This is a genomic window from Spirilliplanes yamanashiensis (assembly GCF_016863475.1).
Classification (GTDB): Bacteria; Actinomycetota; Actinomycetes; order Mycobacteriales; family Micromonosporaceae; genus Spirilliplanes; species Spirilliplanes yamanashiensis.
Genome location: NZ_BOOY01000016.1, coordinates 104,387 through 130,943, shown reverse-complemented (window position 1 = coordinate 130,943; position 26,557 = coordinate 104,387). Strand labels below are relative to the sequence as shown.

Sequence of the window (26,557 nt, the reverse complement as noted above, 5' to 3'; positions counted from 1 at the left end):
CCGCTCAGCCGAGCACGGCGGCCAGCGTGCGCCGCCCCATGGCCGCCATCCGCGGGTTGTCGGCCGAGTGCGCCGCCACCGCCACGCCCATGGCCAGCGCCCACCCCCGGGCGCGCGCCCACGTCGCGGCGTCGGCCGGGATGGCGGCCGCGGCGTCGTACGCGGCCGCGAACGCCGGGCGGGCGGCGGCCGGCAGCAGCAGCCACGCGACGGCCAGGTCGGTGGCGGGGTCGCCCGCGGTGACGTCGCCGAAGTCGATGACGCCGGTGACGCGGCCGCCCGCGACGACGATGTTGCCGGGGTGCAGGTCTCCGTGCAGCCACAGCGCCGGCCCGCTCCAGGCGGGGGCGGCGAGCGCGGCGGCCCAGGCGCGCCCGGCCGCGGCGGCGTCGACGGTGTCGCCCAGGGCGGCGACCTGGTCGTGGAAGGCGGCGGGGCGGGCCGCCAGGGGCACCCCGCGGTACGGGTTCGCCGGCGCGTCCGGCGGCGCCGGGGTGTGCAGCGCGGCGAGAAACCCGCCCAGGGCGGAGGCGGCCGCGGCCGGGTCGGCGGGCGGGGTGTCGGTGGCGGTGTCGCCGGGCAGGTACGGCGCGACGCTCCACGGCCAGGGGTAGCCCTCGCCGGGCCGGCCCGCCGCGACCGGGGCGGGCACGGGCAGCGGCAGCCGCGGCGCCAGGCCGGGCAGCCAGCGCAGCTCGTGGGCGAGCAGCCGGGCGGCGAGCGCGCGGCGCGGCAGCCGCACGACGAGGTCGTCGCCGAGCCGGAACAGGACGTTGTCCCAGCCGTTGGCGAGCGGGCTCAGCGGCAGGCCGGCCAGGGCCGGGTGCTGGGCGCGCAGCAGCCGGCGGGCCAGGCCGGGGGAGACGTCCACCTCGGCGGCGGGCATGCGCTGCGTGGCCATGCCCGCACCGTAGTCGGCGCCGTCAGTCGCCGAGGCGCGGCAGGGTGGACGGCCCGTTGTCGACGAGGACGAACGGCGAGCCCGCGCCGGTGGCGGCCACGAGCCCGCCGACGCCCTTGTCCTGCAGGGTGCGGCCGCCGGCGGCGCCGATCGTGTACGCGGGCAGGTCGCCGTCGGACCTGCCGGTCTTCTTCATCGTGAACAGCTGGCCGGCGGCGCTGGTGTCGCAGGGCGCGGCGACGATCGTGGCGGGCTTGGCGCCGTTGTCGCGCAGGCCCATGCAGGACGGCTCGCCGCTGCTGTCCGCCTCGGCCGTCTTGATCTGGTGCCGGGTGCCGACGGGCGCGAGGACGAACAGGCTCTTGGGGACGTCGCCCTCCATCGAGTTGAGCCGGCCCTTGGCGTCGACGCCGAGGATCGCCTCGAACGCCTCGGTGGGCCGGATGACGACCTGCCGGCCGCCCTCGAGGATGCCGGAGCCGCGGCCGGACGCGGGCCCGGCGGCGCTGGACGACGGCGACGGGTCGGTGGCCGTCGGCGCGGCCGGGCTGGGCGCGGTGGACGCCGGCGCGACGGAGCCTGCGGACGGCGCGGGGGGGGGCGCCGGAGTCCCCCTGCGCGGTGCAGGCCGGCAGGGCGAGGCCGGCGGCGAGGGTGAGGGCGAGGGTCGGGAGCGGTCGGCGCACGGTGGGCCTCTCGTCGGGGTTCGGCGGTCGGAGGATCACTGTGCTCGATCGACGCAAGGACCGAACCGGTTCGCCCGGGTTGTGCCCGTTGGGTGCCGCCGGAGGTAACACGCGCGCAACTTTCCGGCAGCCCGCCCTTGACTTGGCGCGTGACGGGGCTCACCCTCGTGCATGGGAGCGCTCCCATGGAAGCGCTCCCATCCCCCGGCACCACCTCTCCCTGGAAGGGGTTCACATGCGTACCTCCTCGCGCCGCGGGCGCGTCCTGTCCGCCGCCGCCCTCGCCGCCGTCACCGCCCTCGGCATGGCCGCGTGCGGCGGCGGGGACGACGACGCCGGCGCCGCCGCCCCGGGCGGCAAGGTCAAGCTGATCGTGGACACGTTCGGCGAGTTCGGCTACGAGCAGCTCGCGCAGGACTACATGGCCGCCAACCCGAACATCACGGTCGAGATCCGCGGCAAGGGGATGACGCTCGACAAGTACTCCCCGCAGCTCACCCAGCAGCTCGCCACCGGCAAGGGCGCCGGCGACGTGGTGGCCATCGAAGAGGGCATCATGATCGAGTACAAGGCGAACCCGAAGAACTTCGTCGACCTGAACCAGTTCGGCGCCGCCGAGTTGAAGGACAACTTCCTGCCGTGGAAGTGGGAGGCGGGGCTCAGCGCCGACAAGGCGCAGGTCATCGGCCTCGGCACCGACGTCGGCGGCATGGCGATGTGCTACCGCAAGGACCTGTTCTCCAAGGCCGGCCTGCCGACCGCGCGCGACGAGGTCTCGGCGCTGTGGCCGACGTGGGCCGACTACATCAGCACCGGGCAGAGGTTCGCCGCCGGGAACACCGGCGCCGCGTTCGTCGACTCCGGCACCGGCATCTACAACACGATCCTGCTGCAGGAGGCCGGCAAGGCCACCGGCTACACCTACTACGACACCGCCGAGAAGCTCGTGGTCGAGACCAACCCGGTGGTCAAGGCGGCGTTCGACCAGACCGCCCAGGTCATCGGCGCCGGGCTGAGCGGCAAGTACCCGCAGTGGAGCCCCGAGTGGACCACCGCCTTCAAGCAGGCCAAGTTCGCCACCATCGCCTGCCCCGCCTGGATGACCGGCGTCATCGAGGGCAACGCGGGCCCGTCCGCCAAGGGCAAGTGGGACATCGCCCGCATCCCCGGTGAGGGCGGCAACTGGGGCGGCTCGCACCTCGCGGTGCCGACCCAGGGCAAGCACCACAAGGAGGCGTACGCGCTGGCGAAGTTCCTCACCAGCAAGGACGGCCTGATCGCCGCGTTCAAGGCCAAGGGCACCCTGCCGGCCAGCGCGCAGGCGCTCGACGACCCGGCCGTCAAGGAGTACAAGAACGCCTACTTCAGCGACGCCCCGGTCGGCGCCATCTTCGGCGAGGGCGCCAAGGCGCTCAAGCCCGTCTACATGGGCCCGAAGAACCAGGCCATCCGCACCGAGGTCGAGAACGCCATCACCCAGATCGACCAGGGCAAGGCCGACGCCGCCAAGGGCTGGCAGAACGCGGTCGCCAACGCCAAGAAGGCCGCCGCCAAGTAGGCCGCCGGACGGGGCCCGCGACGCACCGCACCGCACCGCACCGCGCCCGGGCCCCGTCCCCGCACCGGAGGACCGCACATGACCCTGCAGACCGACGCCGGCCCACCCGCCGCCGGCGCCGCCCCCGACGCCGGGGCGGGCCCGCCGCCCCGCCCGCCGGCCACCCACCGGCCCGGCCGCACCTGGCCCGCCCGCCTCGACATCAAGGCCTCGCCCTACCTGTACGTCGCGCCGTTCTTCGTGCTGTTCGGCATCTTCGGCGCGTTCCCGCTGGTCTACACGGCGTGGGTGTCCCTGCACGACTGGGACCTCATCGCCCAGGACCCGCAGTTCGTGGGGCTGGCGAACTACCAGGCGCTGCTGCGCGACCCCGACTTCTGGAACTCCGTCGTCAACACGCTCGGCATCTTCGTGCTGGCCACCGTGCCGCAGCTGCTGCTGGCGCTGTGGCTGGCCAACACGCTCAACCGCACCATGCGCGCCCGCACCTTCTTCCGGATGAGCGCGCTGGTCCCGAACATCACCTCGACCGCCGCCGTCGCCATCATCTTCAACCAGATCTTCAGCACCGACTTCGGGCTGGTGAACTGGGCGCTCGGCTTCACCGGCCTGGAGAACGTGAACTGGCACAGCGAGCGCTACCTCGGCTGGGTCGCGGTGTCCACGATGGTCAACTGGCGCTGGATCGGCTACAACGCGCTGATCTTCCTGGCCGCCATGCAGGCCGTGCCGCGCGACCTGTACGAGTCGGCGTCCATCGACGGCGCCGGCCGGGCCCGGCAGTTCTGGTCGATCACGGTTCCCATGCTCAAGCCCACGCTGGTCTTCTGCATCATCGTGTCCACCATCGGCAACCTGCAGCTGTTCACCGAGCCGCTGCTGTTCAGCTCGGGGGCGTCGAGCATCCGCGGCGGCGCGGAGCGCGAGGTGCAGACCATCACGATGTACATGTACGAGAACGCCTTCGCGCCCTACTACAACTTCGGCTACGGCTCCGCCGTCGCGTGGATGCTGTTCCTGCTGATCGTGCTGATCGCGATCGCGAACGCGCTCGTCACCCGCCGGATCAGCGGCGAGGGGAAGAGGTAACCCATGGCCACCGGCACCTTCACCAACGCGCCCCCGCCGAACGCGGCCCTCAAGCCCGTCCGCGCCCGGGCGAGCCGGCCGCGGGAGAGCGCGGCGATGCTCTGGCGGGCCACCCCGCTGACCTACGTCGGCCTGCTGGCGGCCACCGTGGCGTCGGTCTTCCCGATCTACTACATGTTCGTGGTCGGCACCCGCAGCAACGACTCGCTGGGCCAGATCCCGCCGCCGGTCACCCCCGGCGGGAACTTCCTCGACAACGCCCGGCGGCTGTTCGCCAACCCCGACGCCATGTTCGCCACCGGCCTGACCAACTCGTTCATCGTCGCCACGGCGGTCACCGTCTCGGTGGTGTTCTTCTCGTCGCTGGCCGGGTTCGCGTTCGCCAAGCTGCGCTTCCGCGGCAGCAACGCGCTGCTGCTGGTCATCATCGGCACGATGATGGTCCCGACCCAGCTCGGCATCATCCCGCTCTACATGATCATGGCGTCGGAGACCCTCAGCTGGGACGGCCGGCTCCAGGCCGTCATCGTCCCCGCTCTGGTCACGGGCTTCGGCGTGTTCATGATGCGCCAGTACGCCTCGCAGGCGGTCAGCACGGAGCTGATCGAGGCGGCGCGGATCGACGGGTGCACGACGTTCCGGATCTTCTGGCACGTGGTCCTGCCCGCGCTGCGGCCCGCCGCCGCGGTGCTCGGGCTGCTCACGTTCATGACGACGTGGAACGATTTCATGTGGCCGCTGGCGGTGCTGGGCGGGGGCGACAACCCGACGGTGCAGCTGTCGCTCAGCAACCTGTCCAACGGCTACTACAGCGACATGTCTCAGGTGTTCACGGGCACGGCCATCGCGTGCCTGCCCCTGCTCATCGTGTTCATCGTGTTCGGCAAGCAGATCATCGGCGGCATCATGCAGGGAGCGGTCAAGGGATGACGACGACAGACGCACGGCCCGCGCGCACCGGGCTCACCTTCCCGCCCGGCTTCGTCTGGGGCTCGGCCACGGCCGCGTACCAGATCGAGGGCGCGGCGAACGAGGACGGGCGGGGCCCGTCCATCTGGGACACCTTCAGTCGCACCCCGGGCAAGGTGTACCGCGGGCACACCGGCGACATCGCCTGCGACCACTACCACCGCTACCGCGACGACGTCGCCATGATGGCCGACCTGGGCCTGGCCTCGTACCGCTTCTCGGTGGCCTGGCCGCGCATCCAGCCCGACGGCACCGGCCCGGTCAACCACCGCGGCCTCGACTTCTACGACCGCCTCGTCGACGAGCTCGTCGGCAAGGGCATCGACCCGGTCGTCACCCTGTACCACTGGGACCTGCCGCAGACGTTCGAGGACCGCGGCGGCTGGACCAACCGCGAGACCGCCGAGGCGTTCGCCGACTACGCCCTGGCCGTGCACCAGCGCCTCGGCGACCGGGTGGCGACCTGGACGACCCTGAACGAGCCGTGGTGCTCGGCGTTCCTCGGCTACAGCACCGGCCGGCACGCGCCCGGCCGGCAGGAACCGGCCGCGGCGTTCGCGGCGGCGCACCACCTCAACCTGGCCCACGGGCTCGCGGTGGCGGCGCTGCGCGGCGCCGGGGCGCGGCGGCTCGGCGTCACGCTCAACCTCGCCTCGGTGCTGCCGCTCGACCCGGCCAGCGACGCCGACCAGGCGGCCGTGCGGCTCGTCGACGGCCTGCACAACCGCATCTTCCTCGGCCCGATGCTCGCCGGCGGCTACCCCGCCGACGTGCTCACCCACGCCGCGCGGTTCGGCGGCACCCCGTGGCTGCGCCCCGGCGACGAGGACCTGATCGGGCAGCCGATCGACGTGCTGGGCGTCAACTACTACAGCCCCACCCACGTCGGCGCCCGGCCAGGCGCGCCCGGCCGCCCCGGCGACTACCCCGGCAGCGAGGGCGTCGAGTTCCGGGCGCCGGTCGGCCCGGTGACCGACATGAACTGGCAGATCGAGCCCGAGGCGCTCACCGCCCTGCTGCTGCGGGTCGCCCGCGACCACCCGGGCCTGCCGCTGCTCATCACCGAGAACGGCGCCGCCTACCCCGACGGCCCCGGCCCGGACGGGCGGGTCGCCGACACCGAGCGCATCGCCTACCTCGACGGGCACCTGCGCGCCTGCCACGACGCCATCGCCCAGGGCGTCGACCTGCGCGGCTACCACGTGTGGTCGCTGCTGGACAACTACGAGTGGGCCGAGGGGTACCGCAAGCGGTTCGGCATCGTGCACGTCGACTACCGGACCCAGGAGCGCACACCCAAGGACAGCGCACTGTGGTTCCGCGACGTCATCGCCCGCAACGGCCTCTGAGCACCCCCACCTGGGGCGGGAGGGCACAATGATGCCCATGCCGACCTCCACCCCCGCCGGCCGGTCGCCGACCCTCGACGAGGTCGCGGCGCTGGCCGGCGTGGGCCGGGGCACGGTCTCCCGGGTGCTCAACGACTCGCCGCAGGTCACCGAGGCCACCCGCGCCGCGGTGCGGCGGGCCATCGAGACCCTCGGGTACGTGCCGAACCGGGCGGCCCGCAGCCTCGTCACCCGCCGCTCCGACTCGGTCGCGGTGGTGATCTCGGAGTCGGACTCCCGGGTCTTCACCGAGCCGTTCTTCGGCGGCTTCATCCGCGGCGTCACCGAGGGCGTCGCCGAGTCCGGCCTGCAGCTGCTGCTGGCGATGGCGCGCACCACGCCCGAGCGGGACCGGCTGCACCGGTTCCTGGCCGGCCGGCACGTCGACGGGGTGCTGCTGGCGTCGCTGCACCGCGACGACCCGCTGCCGCAGCTCATCACCGAGCTGCGCATCCCCGCGGTGTCGGTGGGCCGGATCGCGGGCGACCTGCCGTACGTGGACGCCGACAACGCCGGCGGCGCGCACGCGGCCGTGACCCACCTGCACGCGACCGGCCGCCGCCGGATCGCCACCATCACCGGCCCGCTCGACATGGACGCCGGCGCGGCCCGCCTCGCCGGCTACCACGACGCGCTGGCGGCGGCCGGCGTCCCGCGCGACGAGTCGCTGGTCGCCGTCGCCGACTGGTCGGAGGAGAGCGGCCGGGCCGCGATGGCCGGGCTGCTGGCCGCGGGCGCCGCACCGGACGCCGTGTTCGTCGCCTCCGACCTGATGGCGTCCGGCGCCATGCAGGTGCTGGCCGAGCACGGCCTGCGGGTGCCCGAGGACGTGGCGGTGATCGGCTTCGACGACTCCACCGTGGCCCGGCACACCCGCCCGCAGCTGACCTCGGTGCACCAGCCGGTGTCGGCGATGGGCCTGGAGATGGTGCGGCTGCTGCGCACGGCCATGGCGGGCGGCGACGCCCCGGACTCCCTGGTGCTGCCGACCCGCCTGGTGCTGCGCGAGTCGGCCTGACCGGCCGGTTCCGGCCGGCGCACACCGCGCGGGGCCCGGCGGCCGTGTCGAGGACGGCCCGGCCTGTGTTCCACTTCTGCGGTGCGCACCCTCCTGAGCTTCCTGCGGCCCCACCGCGGCGTGCTGCTGCTCGGCCTCGTCCTCGGCCTGGTCGCCAACGCCGCCAACCTGGCGGCCCCGCTGGTCACCAAGCGGATCATCGACACCCTCGGCGCCGGCGGCGCGCTCGCCGGGCCCATCGGGCTGCTGCTCGGCCTGGTGGTGCTCGGCGCGGGCATCGGGCTGTGGCAGTGGATGCTGCTCGGCGCGCTGGCCGAGCGGGTCGTGCTGGACGCCCGCACGTCGATCATCCGGCGGTACTTCACCGTCCGGCTCGCCGAGCTGACCCGGCGCCCCACCGGCGAGCTGGTCACCCGGGTCACCTCCGACACCGGGCTGCTGCACGAGGCGTCGTCGAGCATCGTCGGGCTGGTCAACGCGAGCATCGCCTTCGTCGCCACGCTCGTGCTGATGGGGGTGCTCGACCTCGTCCTGCTCGGCTGCACCCTGGCCGCGGTGCTCGTCGTCGGCGGGGTGATGAGCGTGCTGCTGCCCACGATCGGCGCGGCGCAGCGGGCCGCGCAGGAGTCCGTCGGCCGGCTCGGCGGCGACCTGGAGGGCACCCTGCGCGCCATCCGCACCGTCAAGGCCAGCCGGGCCGAGGAGCGCCAGTCCGGCCGGATCGAGGCCGGCGCCCGCGACGCCGCCGCGCACAACGTGCGGGCCGCCCGCCGGGCCGCCTGGGTGTGGACCGTCTCCTGGGCCGGCATCCAGGTCGCCATCATCGTGGTGCTCGGCGTGGGCGCCTGGCGCGCCGAGCTGGGCCTGCTGGAGGTGTCCAGCCTCATCGCGTTCCTGCTGTACGCGTTCCAGCTGATGGGCCCGATCGGCGAGCTGACCCAGAACGTCACCGCCCTGCAGTCCGGCATCGCCGCCGCCGCGCGCATCCGCGAGGTCGAGGCGATGGAGCGCGAGCCGCAGGCCGCCCCCGGTGGCGGGCCCGCCCCGCACCCCGACCCGGACGGGCCGGTCGTCGAGCTGCGCGGCGTCACCCTGCGGTACGGCCCGGAGGGCGCCCCGGCCGTCGACGGCGTCGACCTGGCCGTGCCGCGCCGCGGGCACCTGGCCCTCGTCGGGCCGTCCGGCGCCGGCAAGACCTCGCTGTTCTCGCTGATGCTGCGCTTCCTCGACCCGCAGTCGGGCGAGCTGCTGCTCGACGGCGTGCCGTACCGGTCGCTGTCGCCCGCGCAGATCCGGGCCCGGCTCGCCTACGTCGAGCAGGAGACCCCCGTCGTGCCCGGCACGATCCGCGACAACCTGCTGTTCACCCACCCCGACGCCACCGAGGCGGAGCTGCGCGCCGCCCTGCGTGCCGTGCGCCTCGACGGCAAGGTGGACGGCCTGCCCGGCGGCCTGGACACCCCGCTGGGCGGCAGCGAGGTCTCCGGCGGCGAACGCCAGCGCATCGCCCTGGCCCGCGCCATCCTGCGCACCCCCGACGTGCTGCTGCTCGACGAGGCCACCGCTCAGGTCGACGGCCTCACCGAGGCGGCGCTGCAGGCGTGCATCCGCGACCGCGCCGCCACCGGCGCCGTGGTGACGATCGCGCACCGGCTGTCCACCGTGCTGGACGCCGACCACATCGTCGTGCTGGAGGCCGGCCGGATCCGCGCCCAGGGCACCCACGCCACCCTGCTGGCCACCGACACGCTGTACCGCGACCTGGTCGAGGCGCTGCGCATCGCCACCACCCCCGCCGCCGTGGGCTGACCCCGGTCCGGGCCGTCGCGGGTCAGCCGTCGATGCGGTGGATGTGCCGGATCTTGTTGACCGCGTCCAGCGCCGCCGTCTTGTAGCTCTCGGCCAGCGTCGGGTAGTTGAACACCGTGTCGACGAGGTAGTCGACGGTGCCGCCGCAGCCCATCACCGTCTGGCCGATGTGGACCAGTTCGGTGGCGCCGGTGCCGAACACGTGCACCCCGAGCAGCGTGCGGTCCTCCGGCGACACCAGCAGCTTGAGCATGCCGTAGGAGTCGCCGAGGATCTGCCCGCGGGCCAGTTCCCGGTAGCGGGCGATGCCCACCTCGAACGGCGTGGAGCTGTTGGTCAGCTCCTCCTCGGTCTTCCCGACGAAGCTGATCTCCGGGATCGTGTAGATGCCGATGGGCTGCAGCGCGTGCATCTCGCGGGTGGGCTCGTCGCAGGCGTGGTAGGCGGCCAGCCGGCCCTGTTCCATCGACGTGGAGGCCAGCGCCGGGAAGCCGATGACGTCGCCGACGGCGTAGATGTGCTCGACGGCGGTGCGGTAGTGCTGGTCGACCTCGATGCGGCCGCGCCGGTCGGCGCTCAGCCCGGCCGCCGGCAGGTCGAGGTCGTCGGTCTGGCCCTGGCGGCCGGCCGAGTACATGACGGTGTCGGCGGCGATCTTCTTGCCGCTCTTGAGGATGGTCAGCGCGGCCGTGGCGTGCCGTTCCACGGCGGCGACCTCCTCGCCGAAGCGGAACGTCACCGACAGGTCCCGCAGGTGGTACTTGAGCGACTCGACGATCTCGGCGTCGCAGAATTCCAGCATGCCGGGGCGGCGCTCGACGACGGTGACCTTGGTGCCGAGGGCGGCGAACATCGACGCGTACTCCATGCCGATGACGCCCGCGCCGACCACGACCATGCTGCGCGGGACGGCGTGCAGGTTGATGACGCCGTCGGAGTCGACGATGGTGCGGTCGTCGAAGTCGACGCTGTCGGGGCGCGCCGGCCGGGTGCCCGCCGCGATGATGATCTTGTCGGCGGTGACCTTGGTGTCGCGGCCGGTGCCGCTGTCGATCCACACCGTGTGCGGGTCGCCGAACCGGCCCGCCCCGCTGATCAGCGCCACCTGGTTGCGGCTGAGCTGGTTGCGGATGACGTCGGTCTGCCGGTTGATGACGTGCTGGGTGCGCGCCGCCAGGTCGCTGACGCTGATGTCCTCCTTGACCCGGTAGTTGCTGCCGTACAGCTCGCGCTGGCTGAGCCCGGTCAGGTAGAGGACGGCCTCGCGCAGGGTCTTCGACGGCACCGTGCCGGTGTTGATGCACACCCCGCCGATCATGTCGCGGCGGTCGACGATGGCGACCCGGCGCCCGAGCTTCGACGCCGCGATGGCGGCCTTCTGCCCGCTGGGCCCGGATCCGAGAACGAGCACCTCGTAGTCATGCACGGACCCAGCGTCGCAAGCGCGCGGCTCCCGCGCCAGGCTTCGGGTGGATCAGGTGCGCAGCACGGCCACCAGGAAGCCGGCGTCCGGCGTGAACGGGCGCAGGTCCCAGGTGCTCAGCAGCAGGTCGGGGGTGAGCCCGGCGGCGGCCACGTCGGCCAGGAAGTCGTCGAACGCGTACCCGCGGCCGGCGCCGAAGCCGATCACCGCCCGGCCGTCCGGGCGCAGGTGGGCGCCCAGCCGGCGCAGCACCTCGACGCGGGTGTCCGGCGCGACGAACGCCATGACGTTGCCGGCGCTGACCACCGCGTCGAAGCCGGCCTCCGGCAGGTCGAGGGTGGCCAGGTCGCCGACCAGCCAGCGCGGGCCGGGGTGGTCCTCGCGCGCGGCCGCCACGAGCACGGGGTCGAGGTCGACGCCCACGACGTCGTGCCCGGCGGCGGCCAGCGCCGCGCCGACCCGGCCGGTGCCGCAGCCCGCGTCGAGGATGCGGGCCCGGCGGGGGACGAGGGCGTCGACGAGCCGGGCCTCGCCGGCCAGGTCCTCGCCCTCGGCGGCGAGGCGCCGGAACCGGTCCACGTACCAGTCGGAGTGGCCCGGCTTCTCGCGCAGCAGCCGGGTCCAGCCGTTCTCGTCGGGCATGGTCACCAGTCTGACATGCGTGCAAGTTGCAGCTGTGTGCGACTTTCATGTCACTGTGCGAGACTGCCCCGCAATGCGGGAGGCATGGAGGCGCGCATGAACGACGGCGAACGGCGGCTGCAGGAACGGCTGGGCACCACGGAGCGGGCGGACGACTTCTACGAGCGGCAGGTCCTGGACCATCTCAACGAGCCGATGCGGGCGTTCGTCGTCCGCCAGGAGATGATGTTCGTCGCCACGTCCGACGCCCGCGGCGAGTGCGACAACACGTTCCGGGCCGGCCCGCCCGGCTTCGTGCGGGTGCTCGACGACCGCCGCATCACCTGGCCGGAGTACCGCGGCAACGGCGTCATGGCGAGCCTCGGCAACATCACCGAGAACCCGCACGTCGGCCTCGTGTTCATCGACTTCGCCGAGCGGATCGGCCTGCACGTCAACGGCCACGCCGAGCTGGTGGAGGACCTCGGGCTGCCCGAGGACCCGGTGCCCGGGCGGCGGGCCCAGCTGTGGGTGGTGGCGAGGGTGGAGGAGGCGTACATCCACTGCGCCAAGCACATCCCGCGGCTGCTCAAGGTGCCGCGGCAGCGCGGCCACCACACCGACGAGGCGCAGGCGAAGAAGAGCGACTACTTCGCGGTGCGCCGGACCGGCCAGGGCGCCCCGGCCGTCTGAGTGGGCGGCCGCTCCCGTCAGCGGCCCCGGTCGTCGCCCGGCCGGCCGGTCGGGCGGTAGCCGGCGCGGTCCGCGGCGGCGAGGCAGGCGCCGGCCGCGGGGATGCCGTCCGACGTGTGCGGGCTGGTGACACAGGCGGCGGCCGACGCGGCGCCGAGACGCAGGCACCGGTCGACCGGCCAGCGCTCGTGCAGGCCGAGGACGACGCCGGCGGCGAACGCGTCGCCGGCGCCCGTGGTGCTGCGGATCTGAGTGCGGGACAGCCGGACGGAGCCCTGCCGCCAGGTGCGCCCGCCCGGGGCGGCGGCGACGCAGCCGGCGGGGAAGTGCACCACGGCCAGCGTGGAGACCCCGCCGTCGATCAGGCGCAGGGCCATCCGCTCCAGCGTCGCCCAGTCCACCGGCCCGTCCGCGGTGGGAACCGGCGCGTCGAGGCCGGTCAGCGCGCCGGCCTCCAGCTCGTTGATGACCAGGCTGTCGACGTACGGCAGGCAGGGTTCGACGAGCCGGCGCATGCGCTGCGGCGGCAGGTCGACCAGCTCGAGGTTGGTGTGCATCCCCGCCGCCCGGGCCCGGCGCAGCAGCGCCGACCAGCCGTTGCCGCCGCCGGGCAGGGCGGTGTCCATCGTCTCGTGGATGCCGGGCGCGCCGGCGTGCAGGATCCGCGCGGAGGACCGCCCGAGGTCGGCGGTCGCGCCGTCGAAGAGGGCGTTCGCCCCGCGATGGTGGAAGAACGTCCGGCGCCCGCCGTCGCGCTCGACCATCACGTCGGTGAACGACGTGACCGCACCCGGGATCCGCGCGACGCCGGTGGTGTCGATGCGCAGCGTCGCGCACGCCGCCAGCATGAGGTCGCCGTGCAGGTCGTCGCCGACGGCGCCGAGCATGCCGACGTCGAAGGCGGCGCCGAGCAGGCGCAGGTCCACGGCCATGTTCAGGCCGGGCCCGCCGGTGCCGGTGGAGACCTGCTCGATCGTCGCCAGGTGGTCGAGCGCCGGGTACGCGTCGATCACCTTGGCGACGTCGGCGACCACCGACCCCGCGCACAGCACGCCGGCGCGCGTGGTCATTCCGCACGCAGCGCGGGGTCGGTGACCTCCAGGTCCGCCTCGAGCGTGCGCCGGGCCGCGATGCCGGCCGCGGCGAGCGCGTCGTGGTAGGCGCGGACGGCCTCGGCGGGCGTGAGGTCGCCGCGGAGCACGGGCCGCAGCAGAGCGACGAGGTCGAGCTGGGACTCCGCCCGCTGGATCTTGCGGCCGAACAGGGCGACCCGGGCGCCGTGCCGCTCGGCCCGGTGCAGCAGCTCGAACGTGTCGCGGGTGGTGCCGGCCGAGCCGCCGAGGATCCCCACGACGATCGACGCGTCGTGCTCGACCAGCTCGGCCACCGCCGCGCCGCCGTTGTACGCCATCTTCAGGAACAGCGGGCGGTGGGCGGTGGTCACGCCCGCCAGGGTGCGCACGATGGAGTCGTTGACGAACGCGCCGAACTGCTCGGGGGCGAGCCCGGCGGGCGCGTTGGGGTTGAACACCTCGAGGAAGTGCCGCAGGCCGAGCTCCGCGGCCTCCCGGCGGAACGCGGCGTACGCCCGCAGGGTGGCCACGTCGTGGTCGAGGTCGTTGTTGAACGTCACCGAGTACAGCACCAGGTCGCAGAACCGGCGGACCTCGGCCAGGTCGGCGGTCCGGAACGGCCGCGACGGCCGCGTGGCGTAGCCGCCGCCGCGGGGGTTCCAGATGTCGGTGGTGTCGTTGGCCCGCACGGCGAGCGTCACGTCGTCGCCGAGCGAGCCGTCGCCGGCCAGCCGCTCGCCGTTGGACGCCGACGTCAGCACGATGTCGAGCCGGCCGTGGTCGATCTGGGCCCGCATCGCCTCGACGTACGCCGCGCGGGTGCGGTGGCGGCCGTTCTTGCCGGGGACGGGACCGGCGGCGGTGACGCCGAAGGCCATGTCCGCGTCCTTGGCGTCGGCGATGACGAAGTCGTCGGGGGAGTACCGGCCCTCCAGGACGGCGCTCAGCTTGCGGTCGAGGCGGCGGACCGGCGATGACGAGGCGGTGGACATCCACCCTCCAGTCGGGGGGTTCAGTAGCTGACGGTGAGGCCGCGCGGCGTGTGCCGGACGGCCAGCGCGGACAGGCCCGGCACGGTGTCGCCGTCGAGGCGGGGGTAGGTGGTGAGGACGCCGACGGTGCGGCAGCCGGCGCGGGTGGCGGAGGCGATGCCGGCGGGCGCGTCCTCGACGGCGAGGCAGCGGGCCGGCGGGTGGCCGATCCGCCCGGCGCCCAGCCGGAAGGGTGCGGGGTCGGGCTTGCCGGTCGCCACGTCGTCCGCCGTCACCAGCGTCCGCGGCACCGGCAGGCCGGCGGCGGCGAGGCGGGCCGTGGCCAGCCGCAGCGGTGCGCTGGTGACGATGCCCCAGCGCGGGGCGGGGATCGCCGCGACGAGGTCCGCCGCGCCCGTGGTGGCGACGACGTCGGCGGTGTCGTCGATCTCGCCCTCGACGAGGATCCGGTTCAGCTCGTGGACGCGCTCGTCGGACAGCTCCGGTGCGACGATGCGCAGGACCTGGGAGCCGGGGATGCCCTGCAGGGCGCCGACGAGGTCCTCACCGGCGCGGCCGATGAGCGTGGCGATCCGCTGCCAGTTGCGGTGCACGCTGGCCGTCGAGTCGACGAGGGTGCCGTCGAGGTCGAACAGGACGGCGTCGACCGTGAACCGCGTCATGCAGCCTCCGTCGGAAGGGCCGGCAACGGGTGCCGGGTACGGGCACCGGCCTCGAAGGCCGGTGCCCGCGGTGGTCAGCAGCTGGACTTGTAGACGGCGGCCTGGCCCTCCGGGGTGTCGAGGTTCTCCTTCGTGATGACGGTGAAGCCGGTCTGCACCTTGGGTGTCACCTGACCGCCGTCGAGGGCGGCCACGGCCATGTCGACCCCGTACTGGCCGATGGTGGCGGGTTGCTGGGCGACGAGGGCGTTGACCGTGCCGTCCCGCAGGGCCTTGACCTGACCCGGCCCGGCGTCGAAGCCGACGATCTTGACCTGGGCGCCCTTGTTGGCCTGGCGGACGCCGGTGGCCGTGCCCTCGGCGGCGAACAGGTTGGCGGCGAAGACCCCGACCAGGTCGGCGTCCTTCTGCAGCGAGGAGGTCATCAGGTTGGCGGCGGTGGCGGGGTCGTTGTGCGAGTACTGGATGCCGACGTACTGGAACTTGCTGTCCGCCTTGACGGCGTCCTCGAAGCCCTTCGCGCGGGCGTCGGTCGTCGAGATGCCGGGGTCGGTCGACATGATCATGACCTTGCCGCCGTCGGGGTTGAGCTGCTTGATGGCCTCGAAGGCGGCCTTGCCGCCGCCGATGTTGTCCGAGGCGATCGCCGACGCCGCGTACGACGGGTCCTCGGTGGTGGTGTCGACCAGCACGACCTTGGACCCGCCCTGCGCCACGGCCTCCAGCGGCGACTGCATGGCGGTCACGTCGGTGGGCGCGATGAGGACGGCGTCGGGCTTGTTCGCCCGGACGGAGTCCACGATGGGCCGCTGCAGGGTGGGGTCGAACTTCTGGGGGCCCTGGGTGTTCACGGTGACGCCGAGCTTGGCGGCCTCCGCCTCGATGCCGCACTGCATGGAGATGTAGAACTCGTCGCCGGCGACGCCCTGGATGAACTGGATGCTGTAGTTCTTCGAGGCCTTGCCGGGAACGGTGACGGAGGTGGCGGCGGGAGCGGCGGGGTCGACGGAGGCGCCGCCCCCGTCGGCCGCACCGCTCTCCGCCGGCTTGGTGCTGGTGCACGCGGTCACGGGCAGTACGAGCGCCACGCCGGCTGCGGCGAGGGCGAGGGTTCTGCGACTCATGGCGGTGTCCTTCACTTCCTGGTCCTGAACATGGCGAGCAGCGGGTTGGGTGCACTGGCGCCGCGCAACGCGGCGGCGCGGCGCGACTGGTCGACGTAGACGGCGGCGACCAGGACGGTTCCCACGGCGACGCCCTGCCAGAAGGCCTCGACGCCGATGATGACGAAGCCGGCCTGCAGCACCGCGGGGATGAACAGGCCGACGACGGTGCCGAAGATCGAGCCCTGGCCGCCGAAGATCGACGTGCCGCCGATGACGACGGCGGCGATGACGTTGAGGTTGGTCAGCGACTGCCCGGCGATCGTGGTGGTGCCGAACTGCGCCAGCGCCAGGACGGCGCCCAGTCCCGCCATCGCGCCCGAGAGGGCGTAGACCATGATCAGGTGGCGGTCGACGTTGATGCCGACGCGGCGGGCGCCCAGCTCGTTGGAGCCGATGGCGTAGGTGTACCGGCCGAACTTCGTCTTGTGCAGGACGATCCCGCCGATGACGACGACGACGAGGGCGACGAACGGCAGCGCCGGGACGCCGAGGATCCTGACGTAGGTGTTGAAGTCGGTCAGGGCCTCCGGCACCGAGCGGATGTCGATGCCCCCGGTGAGCACCTGCGCCAGGCCGAGGGCGATCGACAGCGAGCCGAGGGTCACGATCAGGGCCGGGATCTTGGCCTTGGCGACCAGGAACCCGTTGAGCACCCCCCACGCGACGCCGGACGCGATGGCGGCCAGGATGCCGAGCCCGGCGACGCCCCAGCTGTCGCCGCCGGAGGCCGCCATCACCTTGGCCGCGACGACGGACGAGAAGACGAGGACGGAGCCGATGGACAGGTCGATGCCGGAGGTGATGATGACGAACGTCATCCCGACCCCGAGGACGGCCCACACGGCGATGTTCTGCGAGATCAGCGAGAAGTTGCTGGTGGAGAGGAACTTGTCGCCGGCGGCGAGGGAGAACGCGAGGATGATGAGCAGCAGGACGCCCAGGATCCACACCGACTGCAGGTTGCCCAGGCGCTTGAGGTAGGAGTCGGAGGGGGGTGCGTCGGCGACCACCTGCTGGTCGGGCGCCTGTCCGGGTGGGGTGATGACGCTCATGCCGCGCCTTCTTTGCTGTCGATCGTGCTGTAGTCGAGGGCGCCGGTCATCGCGCCGACGAGCTGCTCGACCGTGGTCCCCTCGGCGGGCATGGTCGCCACCCGGGTGCCGAGCCGCATGACCTGCACGCGGTCGGCGACCTCCAGGACGGCGGGCATGGAGTGCGAGATGAGGACGACGGCGATGCCCTTGTCCCGTACGCGCTTGATGGTGTCCAGGACGTTCTTCGTCTGGACCACGCCGAGGGCGGCGGTGGGCTCGTCGAGGAAGACGATCTTGTTGGCCCAGGTGATGGCCCGCACGATGGCGATCTGCTGGCGCTGACCGCCGGACATCGCGCCGACCTGCGCGGTGAAGGACCGCACCGTGCCGCCGAGTTCCCGGAAGCCGGCCTGGGCCCGGGTGCGCATGGTCTTGTCGTCCATGAAGCCGAGGCGTCCCAGCAGGCCCCGGCGGGGGATCTCGCGGCCGAGGAACATGTTCTGCACGGGGTTGAGGTGCGGCGCGAGGGCGAGGTCCTGGTAGACGACCTCCATGCCCATGTCCGACGCCTGGTGGGGGCTGGTGATGGTGACGCGCTCGCCCTCGAAGAACAGCTCTCCGGAGTCGACGGGCAGGTTGCCGGTGAGGGCCTTGACCATGGTGGACTTCCCGGCGCCGTTGTCGCCGATGAGGGCGACGACCTCGCCGGCGTCGACGTCGAAGGACGCGTTGTCGAGCGCCCGGACATGGCCGAAGCTGCGGGACAGTCCTCGGGCTTCGAGGAGTGGGGGCATGAGGGGTCACCTCTTCGGGGATGGGGGAGGGAGGGGGAGGGGGAGGGGAGCGGCGGTGCGGCGACGGGGCGGTGTCGCCCGGTCGCCCGGTCGGCGGTGGGCCCTGTCAGCACCATCCCACCGGCCACACCGGTGCGCGTGCCGGCGGACGCGTGCTGCGTGATGGCGCGAATCCCGCCCGGGCGGGTGCGGGTCAGGGAACGAGGACGACCTTGTGCACGGACGGATCCGTGGCGAGCGCGTCGAGGGCCTTGCCGTAGTCGTCGAGCGCGAAGCGGTGGGTGATGATGCCGTCCGTCCTGGCCCGGCCGGTGCGCAGCGAGGCGATGGCCGCGCCGAACGAGGTGATCTCCGCGAAGGAGCCCTTGATGGTGATCTCGCGGCGGAAGACGTCGAACGGGTGGAACGTGACGACCTCGTCCGCCCGGGTGACGCCGTAGATCATGACTGTGCCGCCGTTGCGGGTGACCGGGACGCAGATGTCCGCCACCGCCGTCGACCCGGTCGCCTCGACCACGACGTCGTAGCCGTCGCCGGAGGGCGACGCGTCCCGGACCCTGGCGATGTTGCCCGCGCGGTCGGCGCGGTCGATCTGGACGGTGCGGTCGATCCGCAGGCTCGACGCGGTGTCCAGCTTGAACCGGCTGGGGGCGGCCACCGTGACCGACGAGGCGCCGCCGCTCGCGATCAGCTGGGCGAGCAGCAGGCCGGTCGGCCCGGCGCCGAACACGAGGGCGCTCGCGCCGGGCCGCACCTGCAGCGTCTCCAGCCCGTGCATCGCGCAGGCCGCCGGCTCGGCGAAGACGGCGGTGTCCTTCGGCAGGCCGTCGACGGAGAACACGAGGTTCTCCGGGACGGTCACGTACTCGGCGAAGAAGCCCGGGAAGTTGCTGCCGCAGCCCTTGAGGTTCGCGCACAGGATGAGCCGCCCGGCCCGGCAGTAGTCGCAGGTGCCGCAGTGCACGTTGGGGTTGATCGTGACCTGTTCGCCGAGCCGGAACCGGGTGACGCCCGCGCCGAGGCGGTCGACGACGCCGACCGCCTCGTGTCCGGGGATGAGGGGGAAGACCGCGTTGAAGTCGCCCTCGTGGATGTGCAGGTCGGTGCCGCACATCCCGATCTGGTCGAGCTTGATGCGCACCTCGCCGGCGCCGGCCTCCGGCGTGGGGACGTCCGTGACGGCGTAGCTGCGGGGGGCGTCGTAGACGACGGCCTTCATGGCGGCTCACTTTCCTCGCGGTGGACGACCACGGCAGGAGCGCTCGTCGCGGCCTTCGGGGCGTACTCGGGCAACAGTCCGGAAACCTGAGGCTATGGCATGTCACCGTTGTCTGTCACCGGTGACATAGAGAAAATCTTGATTATGCTGTCACCGGTGGACAGGCGTGCGCCGCGCTGCGGACCGAGCCCCCCGACATGCCGTGACCTGGAAGGATGACGACGTGAGCACGATGCGTCAGGTGGCCGAGCGGGCCGGCGTGAGCGCCAAGACGGTTTCGCGGGTGATGCACGATGACCGATACGTGTCGGCCGACGTCCGGCAGCGCGTCGAGCGGGCGATCGCCGAACTCGGCTACGTGCCCAACGTGCTCGCGCGGACCTTCCGGTCGGGGCGCGACGCGGTCATCGGCGTCGCGGTGCCCAGCATCTCGGACCCGTTCTTCGCGGCGCTCACCGGCGAGGTCGAGCGCGTCGCCCGGGCCCGCGGCGTCGCGGTGCTGGTGACCAGCATCGGCACCGATCCGGCGCACGAACAGGCGGCGGTCCACGCGCTCCTCGGCCGGCAGGTGACGGGGCTCATCATGGCGCCGGTCGCGGCGGACCAGTCGTACCTGCGGCCGTGCCAGGACCGCACCGTCATCGTCTTCATCGACCGTCCACCGGCGAGGATCGTGGCCGACAGCGTCGTCGAGGACGACCTCGGCGGCGCGCACGCCGCCACCACGCACCTGCTCCGGCACGGCCATCGCCGCGTCGGCTTCGTCGGCGACACGCTCGCCATCGCCACGACGGCCCGGCGCCTCGAGGGCTACCGTGCCGCACTCGCCGACGCGGGGATCGACCCGGACCCCGGGCTGGTGGCCCTGACGGCCGCCTCGGACGAGGACTCGGCCAAGGCGCTGGTCGACCTGCTCAGCCTTCCCGAGCCGCCGACCGCACTGTTCTCCTCCAACGCCCGCACGTCGATCGGGATCATCCCCGCGCTGCAGGCAGCGGGCCGCACCGACGTCGGGCTCGTCAGCTTCGGCGACTTCCCGCTCGCCGCCGCGCTGCAGCCGCCGGTCACGGTCATCGACCAGGACCCGGCCTCCGTCGGCCGGACGGCGGCCACGCGGCTCTTCGAACGCCTCGACCACCCGAACCGCCGGCTGAAGCGCAGGATCGTCCTGCCGGTGCCGCTGATCTCCCGCGGTTCCTGCCGGGGCCGCCCCGGGCCGGACTGCGGCTGAGGCCCCGGGCCGCGTCCGGCCCGGGGGCTCGCCGGCCGGGCCGGACACGGCGGATCTCAGGCGCGGACGTCGGTCCAGGGACGGGCGCTACCGGCGGCCACGGCCACCAGCTGCTCCAGCCGCGGCCGGGCGACGTCGGTGAGGAAGGCCTGCCGGTCCTTGCCGGTCAGCGGGAGCGACTCGCGCCAGACGGACCGGCCCGCGATGAAGCCGGAGGCGCCGCCCTCGTCGAAGGCGACGCGCAGCACCTTGGTGAAGTCGTCGAACGGCACGCCGGCCGACAGCACGGCCCACGGGCGGTCGAGGACCTCGGCGAGCCGCCGGCAGCCCTCGGGGGAGCCCGGGTACTCGAGCTTGAGCAGGTCGCAGTCGATCTCGTTCAGGGCCCGCGCGGCCTCGATGATGGCGTCCTCGCGCCGGCGTCCCGTGAGGTCCTCGCCCGGCAGCGGGTAGACGAGGTTCTCGACGACCGACGGGATGCCCGTCGCGGCGCAGTCGGCGACGACGTCCCGCACCGCCCGCAGGCACATCTCGACGAGGTCCGGCTCGCCCGCCGCCGGCGCCGGGCGGTCGGCCCGCAACTGGGCGAAGAACTTGTTCGCGTCGCCACCCTGGCCGAGCACCCACCGCGAGTCGAGCTCGGGGTCGCGGTGGGTGATGGGCTCGCTGCCGAACTTCCCGCGCTCGGCCGGCTCCGACGCCACCAGCAGCCCGCAGGACGGCGCCAGCGCGTCGTTGCCGGTGATCGCCGGGACGCCGTACGTCGGGTCGAACAGGATGCCGCTCGCCAGCGGCGTCAGGGCGCGGGCCACGTCGGCCTTGGACTGGCGCAGGTCGTCGTCGGTCGCCTCGATGCCGACGGCGGTGAACATGCGCCGCAGCGTGTTGCGCTGGTCCATGGCGATGATCGAGAAGACGCCGTCGGGCCCGGCGATGTCGGCGAGGGTGCGGACGGGGTTGCTGGTCGTGGCGGGCATGGGACTCCTTCTAAACGGGGCTCGGGGGAGCGAGCGGGACGCCCGCGGGCGCCGAGGCGGCCCGCAGCGCGACGAGTGCGGCGCCGGCGACGCCGGGCTCGGCGATGTCGGCGAACTCGAGGTGGTCGATGGCGGCGGCCTTGGCGCGACGCACGCTGGCCATGCGGGTCCATCCACCGCTGGCGACCGCCCGCCGATGCGGCCGGACGACGCCGTGCAGGGTGGTCAGCAGCTTGCGGGTCTCGGCCGCCGTGTAGCGGGTGGCGGCCGCCCAGACGACGGGCGGGCCGGCGTCGTCGCGGACCCGCAGGACGACGTCGTCGCCGGTCGGTCCTGCCCCCGACAGCTCGAGGCCCGCCGGCAGCGGTCCCACGTCGAGCGCCGCGGCGTCCAGCCGGTCGCGCGCAAGGCCGTCCGTGGCGCCGAGCAGGCCGAGGACCCGGCGCAGCAGCAGACCCCCGCGGACGCCGCCCAGCAGCAGGGTCGTGTCGGGCAGGATGTGGGCGCCGACCGAGATGCCGTGCCCCACGAGCCGCTCCCGCTGGTCGTCGGTCAACCGCCCCGGCAGCGAGCGGGCGATGACGTCCGCCGTGCCGGTGGAGTTGAACAGCTCGTCGGCGCCCGTGGCGCCGGCGCCGATCGCGGCGACGGGATGGTCGTGCCCGGCGACCGTCAGCACGGCGCCCTGCACGTTCGCGGGCAGGGCGCCGCAGCGCAGCCGGCCGGCGGACACACCCGACGGACGCGGCTCGGCCAGCAGCCCGGCAGCCAGGCCGAGCGTGTCGGCGCCCTCCTGCCAGGGGCGGCCGCCGGCCTGGTCGAGCAGGCCGGTCCGGGACGCCAGGGACGGTTCGCTGACGGTGTCGCCGCCCAGGAACCGCACGAGGTATTCGGGAACGCTCAGCCACCGGTGCTGCGCGGTCGTCGTCAGGCCCTGGTCGGCGAACCACATCAGCTTGGCGACGCTGGCCTGGCAGTCCCAGGGCAGCCCGGTGCGCCGGACGAAGATGCGCGGGAAGCCGGGATGCCGACGGCTCACGCGGGCCACCTGCTCCTCGCCGCGGCGGTCGAACCAGGCGATCACGGGGGTGCCGGCCCGGCCGGCGCCGTCGAGCAGGACGCCGCTCTCGGCCAGCCCGGCGACCCCGAGGCCAAGGACGCGGACGTCGCCCGACGTCGCCTCTGCCCGGGCCAGGGCCGTGCGCAGCAGGCCGACGACGAAGCCGGTCAGCGCCTCGGCCGTCGTCTCCGTGCCGCCGTCCGGCGTCGTCGTCCACGGGGTGCGGCCCTCCACGAACGACAGCCGGCGGCCGTGGACGTCCCGCAGCAGCACCTTGGTGGACGTGGTGCCGAGGTCGATGCCCACGACGCCGTCGGCCGGGCTCATGCCGTCAGCTCCCCGGAACCGCGTTGAATCAGGCGGACCGGGACGTGCGTGGTCAGCACGGGCAGGTCCGGATCCGCCAGGCGGGCCGTCAGGCGGCCGACGGCGGCCAGCCCGACCGTGCCGGCGGGGTGATCGAGCACGGTGATGCCCGGCTGCAGGGCGTCGGCCATGGCGAAGTCGCCGAAGCTCACCAGGGCCACGTCGGTGCGCCGCTCGGCGTGCAGCGCCGGCACGACGCCCAGCGAGCAGCGGGTCGCGGCGCTGATGATCGCCGTCGGGGCCTGGCCCGCCAGCAGCTTGCGGGTGGCGTCCGCCGCGCTGCGTGGATCAGGGCAGTCGGCGCGCACGAGGTCGCCGGGCACGTCGAGGCCCCGCGCCGCCATCGCCTCCCGGTAGCCCGCTAGCCGCGCGAGCGATGTCGGCACCCGCGGGTGGTCGCCGACGTAGGCGATGCGCCGGTGGCCGTGGGACGCCAGATGGCCGACGGCGCGGGCGGTCGCGGCCCGGTCGTCCACCCCGACGAGGTCGGCGTCCACGCCGTCCGCCGGCCTGTCGACCAGCACCACGGGCGTCGCCGCCGCGACCGGCTGGAGCCACGAGTGGTCGCCGGCGGTCGGCGCCAGGATCAGACCGGCGACCCGGCGGCGGATCAACTGCTCGACCAGGGTGCGCTCCCGCGCGGGATCCCGGTGCGTGGAGGCGATCAGCACGGACCTGCCCGCCTCGGAGGCGGCCAGCTCGACGGCGCCCACGAGCGTGGCGAAGAAGGGGTCGTCCACCGACTCCACGACCAGGCCGATCGTCGCGTCGGTGCCGGCCCGCAGGGACCGTGCCGCCGAGTCGGGGACGAAGCCGAGGTCACGGATGACGTCCTGCACCCGCCGCCGAGTGGCGTCCGCGACGCGCGGGTCGTTGTTGAGCACGCGCGATGCCGTCCGCATGCTGACGCCGGCGGCCTGCGCGACGTCGCGAAGGATGATGTGCCCGCTCATGGACGTCGCCTCCACTCCTGCTGTGCCATCGATGGCAAAAGCCAGTGTCCGGCACCGTTGCCATCGATGGCAAACGTTATGGCACAGGTGTGGCCGACGCTGCGACGACCCGTCGCACCAGCTCGTCCGGGGGCAGCTCGGCCGACAGCGGCAGGTGCGGCACCGACGGCGCCGCCGCCAGCGCGGCCAGCCGTCCGGCGTACCCCTCGCCGTCGGCGAGCTTGGCCTGGTCGCGGGCCGCGCCACGCGCGCGCAGCCGGCGCACGATCTCCCCGGGCTCCAGGTGGAGCCAGACGAGGAGGGGGACGCCGCCGGCCACCTCCAGGCGCGACCGCAGGACCGTCCAGGCCCGCGGGTCGGCGCGCTCGGTGGTGTACGGGGCGACGAGCACCACCGGCACGCCGGCGGACAGGTTGTCGACGGCCAGATCGGCCAGGACCTCGTACCGGGCCGCCCGGGTCAGACCGCCGAGCCGGGGATCGTCCAGGTCGTCGACGTCCACCAGCCGCTGGACGACCTCGACCAGCGGCTTCGTCGCCACGTCCTGGTCCAGCAGGGCCGCCCCGAGCCGGCCGGCCAGCAGCCGGCCGAGGGTGCTCTTGCCGGTGCCCGGCGCGCCCGTCAGCAGCACCACGGGCAGGTTTCGTCCGGTGGACATTCGGCGACCTCCCGGCGGCCGGGCGACGGCGCCGCAGCGCCCCACGGCCCGAGCCTAGCCGCTGCCGCCGGTCCCGCCGGGCGGCGCCGGCGTCCACCCGGGACGGGTCAGTCCGCGCGCTCCGGGTCGGGCACGCCGGCCCGCTCGTCGCGGTCGGCCCACTCCAGCAGGGTGGTCAGCGGGTGGTGCACGTCGTCGATGGCGGCGTGCAGGTCGCCCAGCCGGGCGAACCGGGCCGGGACGGTGGCGATGGTGAAGTCGCGCGGGTCGGCCGCGTCGATCTCGTCCCACGTGACCGGCGTGGACACCGTGGCGTCGGCGTTGCCGCGCACCGAGTACGCGCTGGCGATGGTGTGGTCGCGGGCGTTCTGGTTGTAGTCGACGAACACCGCCGCCGGGTCCCGGTCCTTGCGCCACCACGTCGTGGTGACGTCGTCCGGGGCGCGGCGCTCCACCTCGCGGGCGAACGCCAGCGCGGCCCGGCGCACGTCGGCGAAGCCGTGCTCGGGCCGCACCCGCACGTAGACGTGCAGGCCGCGGCCGCCGGAGGTCTTCGGGAAGCCGGTGATGCCCAGCTCGCCGAGCACCTCGCGGACGACGCCGGCCACCCGGCGCACCCGGTCGAACGGGCAGTCCGGCATGGGGTCCAGGTCGATGCGCCACTCGTCGGGCTTCTCGGTGTCGGCGCTGCGCGAGTTCCACGGGTGGAACTCCACGGTGGACATCTGGACGGCCCAGATCACCTCGGCGAGCCGGGTCACGCACAGCTCGTCGGCGTGCCGGTTGTAGCGCGGGAAGTGCACCCGCACCGTGCCGAGCCACGGCGGGGCGCCGTTCGGCACCCGCTTCTGGTGCACCTTGTCGCCTGCCACCCCCTCGGGGAAGCGGTGCAGCATGCACGGCCGCTCGCGCAGGGCGCGGACGATGCCGTCGCCGACCGACAGGTAGTAGTTCGCCAGGTCGAGCTTCGTCCAGCCGTGCGCCGGGAAGTAGACCCGGTCCGGGTTGCTCAGGCGCACGGTGAAGTCCCCGACCTCGAGTTCTGTCGCGGGCGACGCCATGACTGACAACCTAGCCTGCCCGCGTACCCTGCGGACCATGGAACCGGCCGACGACGGCCCGGCGGTGGCGGCGTCGCTCGCCGAGCGACTGGCCGGCCTGACCTTCACGGACCTGACGACGGACGAGGCCACGGCCGCGATCATCGACGCCGTGGCCGGCTGGGGCGCGGCGCGCGGCTGGCGCGTCTACCGGCGGGCGCCCAGCGTGGTGCCGCTGCCGCCACCGTTGCAGCGGCAGCACTCGGTGCTCGACGTGGCGTTCGCCCGGCCCGGCGGCCGGCCCGTCGCGGTCGAGGTGGACCACACCCACCGCGCCCGCACGGTCGACAAGCTGCTCGCGGAGGCCGGGGCGGGCAGGGTGGCGATCTGGGTGCGCTGGGGGCCCGGCCGCTTCACCGCGCCGCCGGAGCCGGTGCGGATGGTGACGCTGGAGGTGGCCCGGCGCGCGGGCCGGCACACGCTCGCCCCGGACCGGCCGCCGCCCGCACACTCCGGCGGGGCCGCGGGCGACGAGGTCGAGCTGTTCTAGGACGCTACGCGAACCGGCCGGGGTCGCCCAGGCCCGCGCGCAGCACCACCGGCTCGCTGTCGGACAGGTCGACGATCGTGGTGCCCACCGTGCCGCACTCGCCCGCGTCCACCACCGCGTCGACGGCGTGGTCGAGCCGCTCCTTGATCTCCCAGCCCTGGGTCATCGGCTCGGCGTCGCCGGGCAGCTGCAGCGTGCTCGACAGCATCGGCTCGCCCAGCTCGGCGAGGATGGCCTGCACGACGGCCGCGGCGGGGATGCGCACGCCGACCGTCTTCTTGCGCGGGTGCAGCAGCCGCCGCGGCACCTCGCGGGTGCCGGGCAGGATGAACGTGTACGGCCCCGGCGTGGCCGCCTTCACCGCCCGGAACACCGCGTTGTTGATCTGCACCAGCTGACCGAGCTGCGCGAAGTCCCGGCAGACCAGCGAGAAGTGGTGCTTGTCGCCGAGCTGGCGGATCTCCCGGATCCGGTCCAGCCCGTCCTTGTTGCCGATCCGGCAGCCCAGCGCGAACGAGGTGTCGGTCGGGTACGCGATCAGCCCGTCGTCGCGCAGGAGCCGCACGATCTGGCCGACGGCCCGCGGCTGCGGGTTGTCCGGGTGCACGTCGAAGTACTTGGCCATGC

At 73.7% G+C, this 26,557-nt stretch carries 26 protein-coding genes; 9 read left to right on the top strand and 17 right to left on the bottom strand.

Features of this window, described 5'->3' with window-relative positions; all coding sequences use genetic code 11:
- Positions 1 to 4: 4 nt before the first annotated feature.
- Complete coding sequence (locus tag Sya03_RS11465; RefSeq protein WP_203938218.1) at positions 5 to 901, bottom strand: phosphotransferase; 897 nt, start codon at positions 899 to 901, stop codon at positions 5 to 7.
- 22 nt (positions 902 to 923) lie between these two features.
- Positions 924 to 1,283, bottom strand: coding sequence for a hypothetical protein (locus tag Sya03_RS11460; protein ID WP_203938217.1), 360 nt, complete (start codon positions 1,281 to 1,283; stop codon positions 924 to 926).
- 539 nt (positions 1,284 to 1,822) lie between these two features.
- On the opposite strand from Sya03_RS11460, the gene Sya03_RS11455 reads away from it, so the two are divergent.
- From Sya03_RS11455 to Sya03_RS11430, 6 genes are all read left to right on the top strand, one after another.
- Positions 1,823 to 3,145 carry an ABC transporter substrate-binding protein gene (locus tag Sya03_RS11455; protein ID WP_203938216.1) on the top strand — a complete coding sequence of 441 codons (1,323 nt, stop codon included), beginning with the start codon at positions 1,823 to 1,825 and terminating at the stop codon, positions 3,143 to 3,145.
- Positions 3,146 to 3,223: 78 nt separating this feature from the next.
- Positions 3,224 to 4,234 carry a carbohydrate ABC transporter permease gene (locus tag Sya03_RS11450; RefSeq protein ID WP_203938215.1) on the top strand — a complete coding sequence of 337 codons (1,011 nt, stop codon included), beginning with the start codon at positions 3,224 to 3,226 and terminating at the stop codon, positions 4,232 to 4,234.
- Positions 4,235 to 4,330: 96 nt separating this feature from the next.
- Entirely contained in the window at positions 4,331 to 5,164 is an 834-nt protein-coding gene (locus tag Sya03_RS11445) for a carbohydrate ABC transporter permease (protein WP_203938313.1), read from the top strand.
- Entirely contained in the window at positions 5,161 to 6,552 is a 1,392-nt protein-coding gene (locus tag Sya03_RS11440; RefSeq protein WP_203938214.1) for a GH1 family beta-glucosidase, read from the top strand. Before Sya03_RS11445 ends, Sya03_RS11440 begins: the two co-directional genes overlap by 4 nt.
- A gap of 31 nt (positions 6,553 to 6,583) precedes the next feature.
- On the top strand, positions 6,584 to 7,609 hold the full coding sequence (locus Sya03_RS11435; RefSeq protein ID WP_203938312.1) for a LacI family DNA-binding transcriptional regulator: 1,026 nt from the start codon (positions 6,584 to 6,586) through the stop codon (positions 7,607 to 7,609).
- Positions 7,610 to 7,690: 81 nt separating this feature from the next.
- Positions 7,691 to 9,418, top strand: a complete 1,728-nt coding sequence (locus Sya03_RS11430) for an ABC transporter ATP-binding protein (RefSeq protein WP_239107351.1) — start codon at positions 7,691 to 7,693, stop codon at positions 9,416 to 9,418.
- 22 nt (positions 9,419 to 9,440) lie between these two features.
- Here Sya03_RS11430 and sthA read toward each other — a convergent pair whose 3' ends face one another.
- Complete coding sequence (sthA, locus tag Sya03_RS11425) at positions 9,441 to 10,844, bottom strand: Si-specific NAD(P)(+) transhydrogenase (RefSeq protein WP_203938213.1); 1,404 nt, start codon at positions 10,842 to 10,844, stop codon at positions 9,441 to 9,443.
- 48 nt (positions 10,845 to 10,892) lie between these two features.
- Entirely contained in the window at positions 10,893 to 11,483 is a 591-nt protein-coding gene (locus tag Sya03_RS11420) for a class I SAM-dependent methyltransferase (protein WP_203938212.1), read from the bottom strand.
- Positions 11,484 to 11,579: 96 nt separating this feature from the next.
- On the opposite strand from Sya03_RS11420, the gene Sya03_RS11415 reads away from it, so the two are divergent.
- On the top strand, positions 11,580 to 12,155 hold the full coding sequence (locus tag Sya03_RS11415; protein ID WP_203938211.1) for a pyridoxamine 5'-phosphate oxidase family protein: 576 nt from the start codon (positions 11,580 to 11,582) through the stop codon (positions 12,153 to 12,155).
- Between the two features lie 17 nt (positions 12,156 to 12,172).
- On the opposite strand, the gene Sya03_RS11410 is transcribed toward Sya03_RS11415, so the two are convergent.
- From Sya03_RS11410 to Sya03_RS11380, 7 genes are all read right to left on the bottom strand, one after another.
- Positions 12,173 to 13,225, bottom strand: coding sequence for a carbohydrate kinase family protein (locus tag Sya03_RS11410; RefSeq protein WP_203938210.1), 1,053 nt, complete (start codon positions 13,223 to 13,225; stop codon positions 12,173 to 12,175).
- Positions 13,222 to 14,220 (bottom strand): hypothetical protein, encoded by a 999-nt coding sequence (locus Sya03_RS11405; RefSeq protein ID WP_203938209.1) that lies wholly within the window; start codon positions 14,218 to 14,220, stop codon positions 13,222 to 13,224. The genes Sya03_RS11410 and Sya03_RS11405 overlap by 4 nt, the downstream gene beginning before the upstream one ends.
- 20 nt (positions 14,221 to 14,240) lie before the next feature.
- Positions 14,241 to 14,882, bottom strand: coding sequence for an HAD-IA family hydrolase (locus Sya03_RS11400; protein ID WP_203938208.1), 642 nt, complete (start codon positions 14,880 to 14,882; stop codon positions 14,241 to 14,243).
- 74 nt (positions 14,883 to 14,956) lie between these two features.
- Positions 14,957 to 16,006 (bottom strand): ABC transporter substrate-binding protein, encoded by a 1,050-nt coding sequence (locus Sya03_RS11395; protein WP_203938207.1) that lies wholly within the window; start codon positions 16,004 to 16,006, stop codon positions 14,957 to 14,959.
- 11 nt (positions 16,007 to 16,017) lie between these two features.
- Complete coding sequence (locus tag Sya03_RS11390; protein WP_203938206.1) at positions 16,018 to 17,100, bottom strand: ABC transporter permease; 1,083 nt, start codon at positions 17,098 to 17,100, stop codon at positions 16,018 to 16,020.
- Entirely contained in the window at positions 17,097 to 17,876 is a 780-nt protein-coding gene (locus tag Sya03_RS11385; RefSeq protein ID WP_203938205.1) for an ATP-binding cassette domain-containing protein, read from the bottom strand. The genes Sya03_RS11390 and Sya03_RS11385 overlap by 4 nt, the downstream gene beginning before the upstream one ends.
- Positions 17,877 to 18,069: 193 nt before the next feature.
- Entirely contained in the window at positions 18,070 to 19,095 is a 1,026-nt protein-coding gene (locus Sya03_RS11380; protein ID WP_203938204.1) for a zinc-dependent alcohol dehydrogenase family protein, read from the bottom strand.
- Between the two features lie 232 nt (positions 19,096 to 19,327).
- Here Sya03_RS11380 and Sya03_RS11375 point away from each other — a divergent pair, with 232 nt between their 5' ends.
- Positions 19,328 to 20,326, top strand: coding sequence for a LacI family DNA-binding transcriptional regulator (locus tag Sya03_RS11375; protein WP_239107397.1), 999 nt, complete (start codon positions 19,328 to 19,330; stop codon positions 20,324 to 20,326).
- A 56-nt stretch (positions 20,327 to 20,382) separates the two neighbouring features.
- On the opposite strand, the gene Sya03_RS11370 is transcribed toward Sya03_RS11375, so the two are convergent.
- The 5 genes from Sya03_RS11370 to ligD all read right to left on the bottom strand — a co-directional run bounded on the left by Sya03_RS11370 (position 20,383) and on the right by ligD (position 25,401).
- Entirely contained in the window at positions 20,383 to 21,303 is a 921-nt protein-coding gene (locus Sya03_RS11370) for a hypothetical protein (protein WP_203938202.1), read from the bottom strand.
- A 10-nt stretch (positions 21,304 to 21,313) separates the two neighbouring features.
- A complete protein-coding gene (locus Sya03_RS11365; protein WP_203938201.1) occupies positions 21,314 to 22,690 on the bottom strand; it encodes an FGGY family carbohydrate kinase in 1,377 nt (458 codons plus the stop codon).
- Positions 22,687 to 23,682, bottom strand: a complete 996-nt coding sequence (locus Sya03_RS11360; protein WP_203938200.1) for a LacI family DNA-binding transcriptional regulator — start codon at positions 23,680 to 23,682, stop codon at positions 22,687 to 22,689. Before Sya03_RS11360 ends, Sya03_RS11365 begins: the two co-directional genes overlap by 4 nt.
- A 76-nt stretch (positions 23,683 to 23,758) precedes the next feature.
- Positions 23,759 to 24,340, bottom strand: a complete 582-nt coding sequence (locus tag Sya03_RS11355) for a P-loop nucleotide/nucleoside kinase family protein (protein WP_203938199.1) — start codon at positions 24,338 to 24,340, stop codon at positions 23,759 to 23,761.
- Between the two features lie 107 nt (positions 24,341 to 24,447).
- Positions 24,448 to 25,401 carry a non-homologous end-joining DNA ligase gene (ligD, locus tag Sya03_RS11350; protein WP_203938198.1) on the bottom strand — a complete coding sequence of 318 codons (954 nt, stop codon included), beginning with the start codon at positions 25,399 to 25,401 and terminating at the stop codon, positions 24,448 to 24,450.
- Between the two features lie 37 nt (positions 25,402 to 25,438).
- Here ligD and Sya03_RS11345 point away from each other — a divergent pair, with 37 nt between their 5' ends.
- Positions 25,439 to 25,930: a hypothetical protein gene (locus Sya03_RS11345; RefSeq protein WP_203938197.1), complete on the top strand. Its 492-nt coding sequence runs from the start codon at positions 25,439 to 25,441 to the stop codon at positions 25,928 to 25,930.
- A 4-nt stretch (positions 25,931 to 25,934) separates the two neighbouring features.
- Here the strand turns inward: Sya03_RS11345 and Sya03_RS11340 are convergent, their stop codons facing one another.
- Positions 25,935 to 26,555 carry an L-threonylcarbamoyladenylate synthase gene (locus tag Sya03_RS11340; RefSeq protein WP_203938196.1) on the bottom strand — a complete coding sequence of 207 codons (621 nt, stop codon included), beginning with the start codon at positions 26,553 to 26,555 and terminating at the stop codon, positions 25,935 to 25,937.
- Positions 26,556 to 26,557: the final 2 nt, after the last annotated feature.